Genomic DNA, 14,521 nt, shown 5'->3' with positions numbered 1-14,521 from the left:
GCCGCCGCGCATGGTCGGCATCAGTCGTCGCCGAGCGCGGCGGCAGCCTGGACGATGGCCAGATGCGTCAGCCCCTGCGGCAGGTTGCCGAGCCATTCGCCGCTGTCGGGGTCGATCATCTCCGGGTAGACGCCTTCGGCATCGAGCGTCGCGAGAAGCGTCTCGAAGTCGCGGCGGGCCTCGTCCTTGCGGCCGAGGAGCGCCTTCGCTTCGAGGATCCAGAACGAGCAGGCGAGGAAGCAGCCCTCTTCCACATGGACGCCGGTGTAGCGATAGTGGAACGGTCCGGCACCGAGTTCCCGGTCGATCGCTTCCATCGTCGAGGCCAGCCGGTCGCGACCGTCGAAGCCGAAGCGCACGGCGAGCGCCAGCGAGGCGTCGAGCCCGTCGGAGCCCGCCCAGGCCATATAGGCCTGCCGTTCCTCCGACCAGCAGTGGCCGTCGATCCACTCGGCGACGCGGTCGCGCTCGCGCATCCAGCGAGGCTGGCAGGTCGTCGGAAGATGGCCGTCCTCGGCCATCTGGACGGCGCGCGCCAAAGCCTGCCAGCACGAGATCTTCGACATCGTGTAGTGGCGCTGCTCTTCCAGCTCCCAGATGCCGGCATCGGCCTGGCGCCAGCCCTCGGCGCATTCGTCGGCGAGCGCCGAGAGGGTTTTCGCCGATCCCTGGTCAAGAATGTTGCCGGCCTCGACGAAGCGGAAGGCGACTTCGAAAATGTCGCCGTAGATTCCGTGCTGATGCTGCGAGGCGGCGGCATTGCCGATGCGTACGGGCTGGGAGTTCTGGTAGCCGGGCAGGGCGATCTCGCGGTCCTCGGGCGGCATGCCGCCCTCCAGCGTGTAGAAGACCTGCGACCCGTGCTCGGCCAGCCGCTTGATCAGCCAGGTGAAGGCGGCCTTGGCCTCGGCGTCGGCGCCGATCTTGAGGAAGGCCTTGATCGTGTAGCCGGCGTCGCGGACCCAGGCGTAGCGATAATCGTAGTTCTTGTTGCCGCCGATGCGCTCCGGCAGCGATGTGGTGGCCGCCGCGGCGATGGCGCCGGAGGGGCTGTAGAGGAGGAGCTTCAGCGCCAGCGAGCTGCGCAGGACCGTCGTGCGGTGCGGTCCGCTATACCCGATGCGTTCGCTCCACTCGCGCCATTCCTTGTCGGAGACGTCGATGCGGCGGTCGATTTCGGCGATCGAGGGCACCACGAGCGGCTCGTTCTCGCCCGCGACGATGGCGACGACTTCGCGCGTCCCGGCCTGAACCGTCAACGTCGCCTCGAAGGCGAGGTCGTCCTCGCGCGTCACCACCACGCCGTCGCTGCGCCGCAGGAGGCCGAGCACGGCGCCCGCGTTGAAGACGGTGCCGTTGCGGTTGGGGACGAGATAAGGCGAGCAGGTGTCGGCGCGCGTGCCGATGCGCATCACCACGTCGAAGCGCACTTCGCCTTCCAGCCCCTCGACGCGGCGCGCGAGCTCGCACCAAGGCAGGCGCCCGGCCGAACCGCTGTTCACCGCCTCGGTGATCTTCGCGCGCCCGCCAGCGGTGGTGAAGACCGTTTCGTGGACGTTGCTGCCCTCGATGTAGCGGCGTTCCGACGTGTAGGGCTCGCGCGGCGTGATCGAGAAGCGCCCGCCGTCTTCGGCGCTGAGCAGCCGGTCGAAGAGCGGCGGCGAATCCATGTTGGGGACGCACCACCAGTCGATCGAGCCGTCGGCCCCCGACAGCGCCACCGAGCGGCCGTCGCCGAGCGCGGTGTAGGATTTCAGCGGCAGGTATCCGTCGCGGCGGGCGGTTTCGGTCTTCTTCATCTGACGTCTTTCACGGGCAACGCGGGGATACGGGGCGGCGTGGGGAGCCGCCTTGCATTGCCGCTCCCCACGCTTGTCTTCGACAGTCCGGTTCAGGAGCGGCGGCGCAGGGCGCAGAGAAGCGCGGCGATGCCGAGACCGATGCCGCCGAGGAGCGCCGCGTCGCGCTGCCGGCTGGTGACGAAGGTCTGGCGAGAGCCGAGCACCCGGTCGCGGAACGGCCCGTCGATCACGGCCGAGCCGGGGCCGGGCTCGAAGAGGTTGCCCGCCAGTTCCGGCATGCGCTCGTCCGACAGCTGGCCCTCCCAGCCGCTCTTGGCCTGCGCGTCGCCGGCATTGGGCCAGATGCGCTGAAGGACGCTCGCCATCATCGTCGTGCGACCGACCCAGACGTCGCGGCGTGGGTTCACGGTTGCGAAGAAGATCGCGTTGGCGCAGAGGCGGGGATCGTAGACCGGATCGGGCGCGATCTGTCGGCGACCCATCCGGTTGCGCGCCCAGCCGCCGAACTGGGGCGTGTTCACGGCTGGAAGGAAGACCGTCGACAACGTGACGGCGACGCCCTCGTGGTCGAGTTCGGCGCGCAGCGCATTGGTGAAGCCCAGCGCCGCGGCCTTGGCACCGGCATAGGCCGACTGCAGCGGGAAGGGGCGAATGCCCAGCACCGAGTTGATCTGCACGATCGAGCCGCGGTTGCGCGGGCGCATGTGGCGCAGCGCCGCGAGCGTGCCGAAGACCTGCCCGTGATAGGTGACCTCGGTGACGCGGCGAAACTCGTCTGTCTTGATCTCGCCCGCTGGGGCGACGATCGTCGCCATCGCATTGTTGACCCAGGCCTCGATCGGCCCGAGCTCTGCGGCGATGCGGTCGGCAGCGGCGTTCACCTGGTCCTGGTCGGCGACATCGGCCTTGACGGCGAGCGCCTTGACGCCGAGAGCCCGCAGCCGGGTTTCGGTCTCGGCGAGGCGCGCCTCGTGCCGCGCGATGACGCCGACGTTCCAGCCTTTGCGTGCGAACTTCTCCGCCGTCGCGAGACCGATGCCCGCCGTTCCGCCCGTGATGACAACCGTCTTCGCCATGCTTCGTCCCTTCGTCATGAACCGAGAGAAGCCATGCGCGCGGCATTGGTTGCTTTGCTGCGCCGCGACGAAGTGTCGTCGGCGGCGGGAGCGCCGGGCGTCGGGCGGCCGCGCCGTTCAGACGCCCCGGGGGTGGTCTTCGCGCGGCCGCTGGTGCAAGGCTGCGCCCGAGCCGGCGGTTTCGTCGTCGCTCCACCCCGTTCGACCATCGCCCGGCGGTCCGCTCCGTTCGGCGCGCGAGGCCCCGATGAGCGCCATCCTTTCCATCCGCAACCTCGGCAAATCCTACGGCTCGGGCGCGCGCGTCCTCGACGACGTCTCGCTCGACATTGAGGCCGGCGAGATCTTCGCGCTGCTCGGCCCGAACGGTGCCGGCAAGACGACGCTGATCTCGATCGTCTGCGGCATCGTCAATCCCGGCGAGGGCCATGTCCTCGTGGGCGGCCACGACATCGTCCGGGACTACCGTGCGGCGCGCGCCCTCATCGGCCTCGTGCCGCAGGAACTGACCACCGACGCGTTCGAGACGGTGTGGGCGACGGTGTCGTTCAGCCGGGGCCTGTTCGGCAAGCCGGCCAACCCCGCCCATATCGAGACGGTGCTGCGCCAGCTCTCGCTCTGGGACAAGCGCGACGCCAAGATCATGACGCTTTCGGGCGGCATGAAGCGGCGCGTCCTCATCGCCAAGGCGCTGTCGCACGAGCCGCGCGTCCTCTTTCTCGACGAGCCGACGGCGGGCGTCGACGTGCAGCTGCGCCAGGAAATGTGGCAGGTGGTGCGCGGACTGCGCGAGAGCGGCGTCACGGTCATTCTCACCACCCACTATATCGAGGAGGCCGAGGAGATGGCCGACCGCGTCGGCGTCATCCGCGGTGGCCGTCTCGTGCTCGTCGAGGAGAAGGCGGCGTTGATGCGCAAGCTCGGGCGCAAGGAACTGCGGCTGATCCTGCAGGAGCCGATCCCCGCCGTGCCCCCGGCGCTGGGTGCCTACGATCTCGCGCTTTCGAAGGAGGGGACGGAACTGACCTATGTCTACAACATGAAGGCGGAGCGGCCGGGCATCACCAGCCTTCTGGAGGATCTTTCGGCGGCCGGCCTGCGGCTTCGCGACGTCACCACGCGCGAGAGTTCGCTCGAGGACATCTTCGTCGGTCTCGTGGGAGAGCGGGCATGAGCATCAACATCCACGCCATCCGCGCGATCTATCTCTTCGAGATGGCCCGCACCTGGCGCACGCTGCTGCAGAGCATCGTGGCGCCGGTGATCTCGACCGCGCTGTACTTCGTGGTCTTCGGCTCGGCCATCGGCTCGCGGATGACCGACATCGACGGCGTCGCCTACGGCGCCTTCATCGTGCCGGGACTGATCATGCTGTCGTTGCTCACGCAGAGCATCTCGAACGCCTCGTTCGGCATCTACTTCCCGAAATTCACCGGCACGATCTACGAGCTTCTGTCGGCGCCGATCTCGGCGGTCGAGATCACGCTCGCCTATGTCGGGGCGGCCGCCACGAAATCGATCCTCCTCGGGCTCATCATCCTCGCCACCGCCGCGCTCTTCGTGCCGCTGCGCGTCGAGCATCCCGGCTTCATGCTGCTCTTCCTCGTCCTCACCTCGGTGACCTTCAGCCTGTTCGGCTTCATCATCGGCATCTGGGCGGAGGGGTTCGAGAAGCTGCAGATCGTGCCGCTGCTCGTGGTGACGCCGCTGACCTTCCTCGGCGGCTCCTTCTACTCGATCTCGATGCTGCCGCCCTTCTGGCAGAAGGTGACGCTGTTCAACCCGGTGGTCTATCTCGTCAGCGGCTTTCGCTGGAGCTTCTTCGGCCAGTCCGATGTCGGCGTCGCCGTCAGCCTCGCCATGACGGTGGCGATCATGATCGCCTGCATCGCCGCGATCGCCTGGATCTTCCGCACGGGCTGGCGGATCAAGAACTGATGCCATAGCGGGGCGTGTGCGGCGGCGTCGAGGGCCTTGCCCGACAGGCTTCGAGCCGCTCCGCCCGTGAACTTTCTCGCTGTCAAAAATGCACCAGCAAGTGTGCCTTATTTGATCTGATAATATTTGAATGATATGAGATTAACCAAAATAAGTCAGAAAATTTTGGCAGTCGGGAGAATAGGGTCGATGCAGGGAATTTCGAGATGATCTGACGTTCTTGTTCAGTTTCATCGATGACACCGGAGAATTCGCAGGTGCGCGCATGATCGAAAAACTGAAAAAGAACCAGAACATCGAGGTCATGCGAGGTATCGCGGTCCTCATCGTCGTCCTCTATCACTACACGACGCGGCTCCCGCCGGAGGCCTTGAATGCCAGCGCGCCCGCGATGGTCATCACCAATCTCGGAAAACTCGGCGTCTACATCTTCTTCGTGCTGTCGGGCTACCTGATCGCCCAGTCGATCGAGAAGTCCGCGAGCCTGGCAGACTTCTACGCCAAGCGGATCGCCCGTATCTGGCCGCTCTTCGCGTTCGCCAGCGTCTTCGTCTTCATCTGCATGCACATCTGGTCGCCGCCGGTCGTCTATACCGGCCTCGACCCGTTCTACACGGAGAAGCGGACGGTCGTCGATCTCATCGGATCGCTGTTCTTCCTCAAGGATCTCGGGTTCGAGTGGGTCGACGGCGCCTACTGGTCGATCCTGACCGAGCTGAAATTCTACGTCATCATCGGCATCTTCGCCGCCGTGTTCCGCGGCAGGTTCATCGAGCGGTTCGCCATCTTCGCCGTGGTGGTCACGACGATCGATCTGATCCTCATGATCTCTGAACCGGGCCATGGCGTGGACTTCGCGCAGTCCGGCGATCTCGTGATCCTCAGCAAGATCCTGCATGGCGGCCTGATCTCGATCTACCTGCCGCTCTTCGCGCTCGGGCTGCTGCTGCATCGCGGGCACATGGATGCGATGTTCTGCGCCATCGCGCTCCTGGCGATCATCTCCGCCATCATCGGTGTCGCGGAGGATCACAAGTTCAACGTCCAGGCCGACGTCACCTTCCTGCTGATCCTCGGTCTGATCCTCATCGCCGACCAGTTCTGCTTCGGTAGCCGGGTGTTCCTCTGGCTCGGAAAATACAGCTACTCGATCTACCTCTTCCATCAGATGCTGGGCTTGACGATCATCAAGTACGTGACCCCCGCCATCGGCCTCGACGCTGCCGTCTACGTCGCCTTGGCCGCGATCTGCCTGATCGCCTGGGCCGCCTCGCGTCTCGTCGAATGGCGGTTCCGCGGTCTGATGATGGCCTTGCTCGGATGGGTGTTCGGTCTGCTCGGTCTCAACAGGGTGAAGGTGGGCACGCGCGACGACGGGGTGCGAATCCTGCCTCTGGCAGACGCGAAGGCCTGAGGGTCCCGCAGCTCGGTCCCGCCGGGCGCACCGGAACTCTCATTCCCGGTCGATCGACCGTTCGGTCCTGAACGGATCGATCTCCAACTAAGAAGGGCGCCCCTCCTGCGAGGGGCGCCCTTCTTGCGTTCGATCGGTGCGGCGTCTCTCGGCGGGGTCGCTCAGGCGACGAGTGCGAAGTCCGCGGCCGTCGGAGCCGTGCCGCCGATGAAGTTGGCCACGAGCACCGGGTTGTTGGCGGCGAGACCACCGTCTGCGTCGAAGTAGAGGCTGACGATCGAGGCGCTGTCGCGCACCAGGATGAACTGGCCATGGTCGGTCTGCGCGGGATCGGCGCTGGTCGGCCGGGTGGTGTCGACGAAGAAGTAGTCGTCGGGCAGGGCCTGACCGGCGGCCAGCTTCAGGCCGAAGCCGCTGACGGAGATGCCGACCTTGTCGTCGCCGCTGATGAAGTCGCGGACGATGTCGCGGCTCGTCGCGTCGGCCTTGTCGAAGACGAAGGTGTCCGAGCCGCCGCCGCCGACGAGGTCGTCGATGCCGCCCTTGCCGTTGATGATGTTGTTGCCGGAACTGCCGGTGATCTTGTTGGCAAGCTCGTTGCCGGTGCCCGAGACCGCCATGTTGAACAGCGTCAGGTTCTCGACATTGGCCGTCAGCGTGTAGTCGACCGAGGCGAGCACGATGTCGCCGGTGCCCTCGTCGGCATTCTCGATCACGATGTCGCCGGACTGGTAGACGGAATAGGTGTCGTTGCCGACGCCGCCGAGCATCGTGTCCGCACCGCCGCCCTTGCCGATGTCGTCATTGGTGCCGGTGTCGCCGACGAGCTGGTCGTTGCCTTCGCCGCCGATCAGGCGATCGTTGCCGATGCCGCCGAAGAGGCGATCGTTGCCGGCACCGCCGTCGAGCGTGTCGTTCCCGGCGAGGCCATTGAGCACGTTCACGCCGGCGTCGCCGGTGAGGCGGTCATGATAGGCCGAACCCGTGACGTTCTCGATCGAGGTGAAGGTGTCGCCGGTGGCTTCGCCGCCGCGCGCCAGACCCGTGGCGAGGTTGATCTCGACGGCCGCGCAGGAATTCTCGTAGGTGATGGTGTCGGTGCCGTTGCCGCCATGCAGCTGGTCGCGGCCGGAGCCGCCGTTCAGCGTGTCGTTGCCGTCGCCGCCCGACAGGATGTCGTTGCCGCGCTTGCCGACGAGAAGGTCGTTGCCGCCGAGGCCGGACAGGTCGTCGGCGCACTTGGTGCCGATCAGCGTGTTGGCTTGATCGTCACCCACCTGCACCTGAGCAACCGGCTCAGGCTGATAGTTGAAGAAATTCCATAAAAAACGAAGAAAAAACATCCCGGTCCCTGCCCCATGGCCTCATGCCATGTGCCGGGAATAAAGGTTTTGTTAATCTATCGCAACAAGATGGTTGAGAAAGAGTTAATAGCACAAATGTAAAATTTTAATAGAATCCAACAATGTAAGTCTAGATTGGATTTCATTGCGCGTGTTGGTTGTCGTGATTGCCAAGTGATACTGCGTGTATCTCCGCCTGATCGCTTCGCGGTCGCTTGGAACTGTGCTTCGCGATTGCCTGCCGTCGCGTTCCTGCGCTCGTGCAGCTGGTCCAGGCAGATGGCCGCGGTGGACGCGGTCCGCTGGCGGTTTCACTCCAACGGCTGCCATCATCGGTCTCATTTCTCCGACGAAAATAGTCAAGGCAAGTCAATTGCTTATCAGAAACTCGAGCGTTTAGGTTGTGCATCGCAACATTTGATTTGCCGATCTTATTTTTAAAGTTTATTCCTCTGCGGAAGCCTGGCGTTAACCACGAGCCGGTCCCCGGAGAGAGCCGAACTATGAGCGATGTCATCGCATTCGCGGGTGCCGAAGGGTTCGGCGCGTCGACCGTCGGCGGGCGCGGGGGACAGGTCGTCACCGTGACCAATCTCGACGATTCCGGCGTCGGCAGCCTGCGCTGGGCGCTCCAGGACGTGGCGGGGCCGCGCACCGTGGTCTTCGCCGTCAACGGCGTGATCCAGCTCAAGGACCAGATCGTCATCCGCGAGCCCAACGTGACGATCGCGGGGCAGACGGCGCCGGGCGACGGCATCACGCTGGAAGGCGCTCGCCTGCACATCCGCACGAGCGAGGTCATCGTCCGCGGCATGAAGTTCCGGCCCGGCGACGGCGTCGAGGGCGAGGATGTCGGCAATCGCGACGGTCTCTTCATCGGCACCACCGACTACGAGATCAAGAACGTCATCGTCGACCACAACTCGATCTCCTGGGGTCTCGACGAGAACCTGACGATCAGCGGCCACGTCACGAACACGACCCTGTCGAACAACATCGTGGCCGAAGGTCTTAGCCACAGTGTTCATCCCGACGGGGAGCACTCGAAGGGCATCCTCATCTCCAACTGGGGAAGCCTCGACCCGGCCTTCGATAGCCGCCTGACGATCGTCAAGAACCTGCTGGCGCACAACTTCGCCCGCAATCCCGAGATCAAGGCCGGCCAGTCGATCGAGGTCATCAACAACTACATGTACGACTACGGCCTGTCGCACCTGGCCTTCTCGATCGGCGCCGGCAACAACGGCACGCTGGCGACGACGATCGCGGCCATCGGCAACGTCTTCGATCCCGGTCCGAGCACCGAGAACTACAAGATGCCGATCGCCTTCCAGAAGATGGGGGAGGGGAGCTCGATCTTCCTGTCCGACAATTTCTGGACGAAGATCGCCGCCGACGCCTACGGCAACCAGGACCAGGGCAAGCTGGTCTGGAACAATGGCGGCCTGAAGTACCTCTCCTCGGACCTGCCCTTCGCCCTCAGCGCCACCGAGATCCTCGATTCCGCCTACCTTCTCGACTACATCCTGACCTCGGTCGGGGCGAGCCCCTACGACCGCGACGCCACCGATACGCGCATCATCCAGAACGTGATCGACCAGACCGGCAAGATCATCGATACGGTCGCCGAGGCGGGCGACAGCGCCTATCACCGCCCCGTCCAGGCGGCGAGCGACACCGACCATGACGGCATGCCCGACTGGTTCGAGAACCTCTACGGCTTCGACGCGGGGGCGGTCGATTCCGCCGGCGATGCGGACGCCGACGGCTACACCAACCTCGAAGAGTTCATCAACGGGATCTACACCGGCTTCGATCTGCCCTTTGCTCGCGAGATCACGTTGCTCGCGGGCAATGACGGCATCGCCGACGTCATTCCCGCCGATGCCGCTGGCGGGTCCGCGCTCACCGTCTTCAATTTCGACTATGCCGGCGGCGACCGCATCGACCTGTCGGGTCTCTTGAGCGGCTACGACCCGCTCACCGCGCCCTGGTCGGACTTCATCGAGATCGACGTCGTGGCCGGCAACACGGTGATCTCGGTCGATCGTGACGGGCGCGACGGTCCCGCCGGATGGGAAGTCGCCGCGGTTCTCGTCGGCGTGCACGACGATGTCGGGGCCCGCCTTCTCGCCAATTCGCCGATCCGCGACGTCCGGACCGGCGAGACCGTCGTCACCGGCGCGACCTACGACGACATCGCGGTCCGCACGGGCACGGCCGCGGGTGTCGCCGTCGGCGCCGCCGGACCTGTTCTCTCGCTGTCGACCGGGGACGGCGACGATCGCATCACGCTTGTCGAGGGGCCCGTCGCGGGAACCGTAGATGGCGGCCCGGGCGCCGACGTCCTGTCGATCGGCGATCCCACCGCCGCCGACCTGACCCAGCTGACGCTGATCGGCATCGAGCGGATCGAGACCCTCGACAACACGATCACAGCCAACGCCGATCAGTTCGCGTCCGTCACCTCGATCGTGCGCAGCGCCGACGCGCTGGCCAATTCCGTCTCGCTGAAGCTGGCGTCCGCCGGCTCGATCGACTTCACGCAGGCACTCGAAGGGCGCCCGGCGAAGATCACCGGCTCGGACGGCGCGGACACGATCATCGCATCGAACGGCGCCGACGTGCTGCATGGCGCTTCGGGAGACGACAGTCTCGACGGCGGCACAGGCAACGATTCCGTCTTCGGCGACGACGGCGCCGATACGATCCTCGGCGGCGACGGCGACGACAAGCTCGATGGCGGTGCCGGCGCGGACTCGCTGTTCGGCGGCGAGGGGAGCGACGAGCTCCTCGGCGGGGCCGGCGACGATATCCTCGACGGCGGCGCCGGAAACGACGTGCTGCGCGGCGGCGCCGGCGCCGACATCTACTATGTCGACAGCGACGACGACGGTATCAACGAGCGCTTCGGCCAGACCGTCGACGATGGCGCGATCGACCTGATCATCAGCTCGGCCGACCGCGCGATGACCCGCTTCACCGACAATCTCATCTTCGTCGGCGCCGGCGACCTCACCGGCATCGGCAACGATCTCGCCAACGTCATTACCGGCAATGTCGGCCGCAACCTGATCTCCGGCATGGACGGCGCCGACACGCTGTTCGGCATGGAGGGCGACGACAGCCTCAACGGCGGCACCGGCGCCGACACGCTCGACGGCGGCACCGGACACGATCGCCTCGCGGGCGGCACCGGCGACGACGTCTACATCCTCAACGACAACGACCTCGTGACGGAACTGGTCGGCGAGGGAACCGACACGGTGATCGCTAACTTCGACTACACGCTCGGCGCCGAACTCGAGACACTCGTTCTGGCCGGCACCGCGAACCTGTCGGGCACCGGCAACGAGGCAGCCAATACGCTGCGCGGCAACGAGGGCGACAACCGGCTCGAGGGCCGGGGCGGCGCCGACACGCTGGAGGGCGGCGCCGGCTTCGATCTGGCCGTCTATGCGCATTCGCAGGCCGGCGTCACCGTCGATCTCGCGGCCGGCACCGGGCTCGGCGGTGATGCCGAGGGCGATCGCCTGTCGGGCATCGAGAGTGTCGTCGGCTCGCAGTATGACGACCGCCTCACCGGTGACGACGGCGCCAACCGCCTCGACGGCGGCGCGGGCAACGACACGCTGATCGGCGGGCGCGGCGACGATGTCTACGTCATCGCCGATGCCGACACCGTGACCGAAGAGACCGATGGCGGCACCGACACGGTGGAGGCCTCGATCGACTACGCGCTCGGCGCCGAGATCGAGCGTCTCGTGCTCACCGGCGCGTCCGATCTCTCGGGCACCGGCAATGCGCTGGCCAATGAGATCACCGGCAATGCCGGCGCCAACCGGCTGGTCGGCGGTGCGGGCGCCGATACGCTGGACGGCGGCGAGGGCCTCGATACCGCGGACTACCGCACGTCCGCAGCAGGCGTGACGGTGGACCTCCTGGCCGGAACCGGGCTCGGCGGCGATGCGGCGGGAGATCGTCTCGTCCACATCGAAAACCTCGTCGGCTCGATCTACGCCGACCGCCTGACGGGCGACGATGGCGACAACGTCCTCGACGGCGGGGCCGGCGCGGACCGCCTCGACGGCGGTGCCGGCGTCGACACCGCCGACTACACCCGCTCGGCGGCGGCCATCGTGGTCGATCTCTCGCAGCTCGTCGATGGTGCGTCGCGTCCCCTCGGCGGCGATGCCCGTGGCGACAGCCTCGTCTCGATCGAGAACATCCGAGGCACCGCCTTTGCCGATCGGTTGACGGGCGATGCCGGAGCCAACGCCCTGTTCGGCGGCGCCGGCAACGACATGCTCGACGGCGGGGCCGGTGCCGATCGGCTCGAGGGCGGGTCCGGCAACGACACCTATGTCGTCGACGATCTCGGCGACGTGGTCGTCGAGACGGAAGCTGTGGGCGGCGTCGATGTCGTGCGCTCGTCCGTCGATTTCACCCTCGGTGCGCATCTCGACCACCTGACCCTCACCGGGCTGGCTGCGATCTCCGGGTTCGGCAACACGCTGGCCAACGTGATCAACGGCAACGAGGCCGCCAACTTCCTGTTCGGTGACGCAGGCCGCGACACGATCTGGGGCGGCGGCGGCGGCGACGTCCTCTTCGGCGGCGATGACAGCGACCGCCTCGACGGCGGGGCCGGCGCCGACATTCTCTCGGGCGATGCCGGGGACGACCAACTGACCGGCGGCGCGGGCATGGACGTCCTGCAGGGCAGCACCGGCAACGATCGCCTGTTCGGCGGCGAGGGCGACGACACGCTGGACGGGGGCGTCGGCAACGACAACATCGCCGGCGACGAAGGATCGGATCACCTGTTCGGCGGCGAGGGTCTCGACACGCTCGACGGCGGCGCAGGCGACGACAGTCTCTTCGGCGGCGCGGGAGTCGACCGGCTGGACGGCGGGGCAGGGGCCGACGAGATGTCGGGCGGCGCGGGCAACGACCTCTACTGGATCGACGATGCCGGGGACAGGATCATCGAGTTCGCGGGCGGGGGATCCGACAGCGTCACCTCGGCGGTCTCGCATGTCCTCGAAGCCGAGGTCGAGCACCTGATCCTGGTGGGAACGGCGACGTTCGGCATCGGCAATGATCTCGCCAACAAGATCACCGGCAACGATCTTGCCAATGATCTCGAAGGCGGCGTCGGCAACGACATGCTGGCGGGTGCCGGCGGCGATGACGAGCTTCACGGCGGATCGGGCACCGACAAGCTCTATGGCGGCGACGGCAACGATACGCTTTATGGCGAGGTCGGGCAGGACCGTCTGGAGGGTGGCGCCGGGGCGGACACGATGTTCGGTGGAAGCAGCCACGATGTCTTCGTCTTCCTCTCGAGCGAGGATTCGAACCTCGTCACGCGCGATCTCATCGCCGACTTCGACGTCACCGACGAGATCGACGTGTCGGCCTTCGACGCCGACGTCATGACGGCCGGTCGCCAGCATTTCGCGTTCATTGGCACCGCCGAGTTCACCGGCGCGGCACAGCTGCGCTACAGCGTGACGGCGCAGGGGTCGATCCTCGTCGAGGGCGACACCGACGGCGACCTGCGGGCGGACTTCTCCGTCGCGCTGTCGACGTCGATGACGTCGCTGACCGCAGCCGACTTTATGCTGTAGGCCCGCCGGGCTCCTCTCGGGATCGAACCGGCGGATGATCGCCGCTGGTTCGACGCCTCGTGCGACGCGCATCGGACGAGGTGGACACGCCAGCGCAGACAGCCGATCGTCATCGCGAGGGCTTGCGTTTTGCCCGTCGGCGGCGATCCATCGCTCCTATCTTCCGTGGAGCGAATCGAGCCTGCCATGACCTTTCGGATCGATCTGGATCCCGCCATGTTCCCCGATCGGGAACGGCTTCTGTGCGCCTGCGAGGGCTTTTCCGTCTCGGCCTTCCGCTACGCCTCGGGCGTGCCGGCGCTGCGGGTGACGAACCGGCGCGGCGAGATCACCGTCCTGCCCTATCGCGGACAGCAGATCTGGCGCGCCGTCTTCGACGGGCGCGACCTGACGATGAAGTCGATGTTCGACGAGCCGTCTGCTTCGCTCGTCTATCTCGAGAGCTACGGCGCCTTTCTCATCCATTGCGGCCTGACGGCGATCGGCGCCCCGGCCGAGGGCGACGATCATACGCTGCACGGCGAATTGCCGAACGCGGCGATGCGCGACTGTCACCTCGTCATCGACGAGGCCGCGGGTCAGCTGACGATCGTCGGCACGTTCCGGCACACCGTCGCCTTCTCGACCGACTACGAGCTGACGGCCGAACTGACGCTCGAAGCGGATGGCGCATTGCTGCGGTCCCGGCTCCATGTGGACAATCGCAAGCGCTCGCCGATGCGCCTCATGTATCTGGCGCATGTAAACTTCCGCCCGGTGGACGACGCGCGCCTCGTCTACACCTCGCCCTATACGGCCGAGGCCGTACGTGTGCGCACCAGCATTCCCGGCCACATCACGCCGGGTCCGGGCTATGGCGATTTCATCGGGGAACTCGCGGCCGACCCGAGCCTGCACCACGTGCTTCGGCCGGGCCTCGCCTTCGACCCGGAGGTCGTGTTCACGGTCGATGTCGTGGCCGACGACACGGGATGGGCCCATGCCCTGCAGCGCCATCCCGACGGCACCGCCGACTATGTCGGCCACCGGCCCGATCAGGCGCCGATCGTCAATCGATGGATCTGCCGCACGCCGGACCAGGACGCGATCGGCTTCTCCTTCCCCTCGACCTCCAACAGCGGCGGGCGCACGCTGGAGACGCGAGAAGGGCGCTTCGTGCATCTGGATGGCGGCGAAAGCTGGGATCTCGACATGCGCTTCGGGCTGATGACGGCGCCAGAAGCGGCATCGATGGCCGATCACATCGAGAGGACGATGGGCCGCGATCCCGCCGGCTGACGCTCCATCTGCCGCGCCGCTGGTCGATAACCGGCTG

The 14,521-nt window shown here is 66.3% G+C and carries 8 protein-coding genes; 5 read left to right on the top strand and 3 right to left on the bottom strand.

Annotated features, from left to right (window positions below; all coding sequences use genetic code 11):
- Window positions 1–20 precede the first annotated feature (20 nt).
- Both AUL33_RS05810 and AUL33_RS05805 read right to left on the bottom strand, forming a co-directional pair.
- Window positions 21–1,799 (bottom strand): glycoside hydrolase family 15 protein, encoded by a 1,779-nt coding sequence (locus AUL33_RS05810; RefSeq protein WP_062205018.1) that lies wholly within the window; start codon window positions 1,797–1,799, stop codon window positions 21–23.
- A gap of 92 nt (window positions 1,800–1,891) precedes the next feature.
- Window positions 1,892–2,878 carry an SDR family oxidoreductase gene (locus AUL33_RS05805; RefSeq protein WP_082652352.1) on the bottom strand — a complete coding sequence of 329 codons (987 nt, stop codon included), beginning with the start codon at window positions 2,876–2,878 and terminating at the stop codon, window positions 1,892–1,894.
- A gap of 247 nt (window positions 2,879–3,125) precedes the next feature.
- Here AUL33_RS05805 and AUL33_RS05800 point away from each other — a divergent pair, with 247 nt between their 5' ends.
- From AUL33_RS05800 to AUL33_RS05790, 3 genes are all read left to right on the top strand, one after another.
- Entirely contained in the window at window positions 3,126–4,052 is a 927-nt protein-coding gene (locus tag AUL33_RS05800; RefSeq protein WP_062205012.1) for an ABC transporter ATP-binding protein, read from the top strand.
- Between the two features lie 2 nt (window positions 4,053–4,054).
- Complete coding sequence (locus AUL33_RS05795; protein ID WP_062205053.1) at window positions 4,055–4,816, top strand: ABC transporter permease; 762 nt, start codon at window positions 4,055–4,057, stop codon at window positions 4,814–4,816.
- Between the two features lie 265 nt (window positions 4,817–5,081).
- Window positions 5,082–6,230, top strand: a complete 1,149-nt coding sequence (locus AUL33_RS05790; RefSeq protein ID WP_156419299.1) for an acyltransferase — start codon at window positions 5,082–5,084, stop codon at window positions 6,228–6,230.
- Window positions 6,231–6,391: 161 nt separating this feature from the next.
- Here the strand turns inward: AUL33_RS05790 and AUL33_RS05785 are convergent, their stop codons facing one another.
- The gene (locus tag AUL33_RS05785; protein ID WP_192843145.1) at window positions 6,392–7,507 is read right to left on the bottom strand and encodes a calcium-binding protein; all 1,116 of its coding nucleotides are present in this window, start codon (window positions 7,505–7,507) and stop codon (window positions 6,392–6,394) included.
- 569 nt (window positions 7,508–8,076) lie between these two features.
- On the opposite strand from AUL33_RS05785, the gene AUL33_RS05780 reads away from it, so the two are divergent.
- Window positions 8,077–13,206 carry a type I secretion C-terminal target domain-containing protein gene (locus AUL33_RS05780; RefSeq protein ID WP_062205001.1) on the top strand — a complete coding sequence of 1,710 codons (5,130 nt, stop codon included), beginning with the start codon at window positions 8,077–8,079 and terminating at the stop codon, window positions 13,204–13,206.
- 186 nt (window positions 13,207–13,392) lie between these two features.
- Window positions 13,393–14,484, top strand: coding sequence for a DUF4432 family protein (locus AUL33_RS05775; RefSeq protein WP_062204997.1), 1,092 nt, complete (start codon window positions 13,393–13,395; stop codon window positions 14,482–14,484).
- Window positions 14,485–14,521: the final 37 nt, after the last annotated feature.

Source organism: Aureimonas sp. AU12, from assembly GCF_001463705.1.
Classification (GTDB): Bacteria; Pseudomonadota; Alphaproteobacteria; order Rhizobiales; family Rhizobiaceae; genus Aureimonas.
Note: the sequence above shows the minus strand (reverse complement) of the source record. Positions and strands in the feature narration are given on the sequence as shown.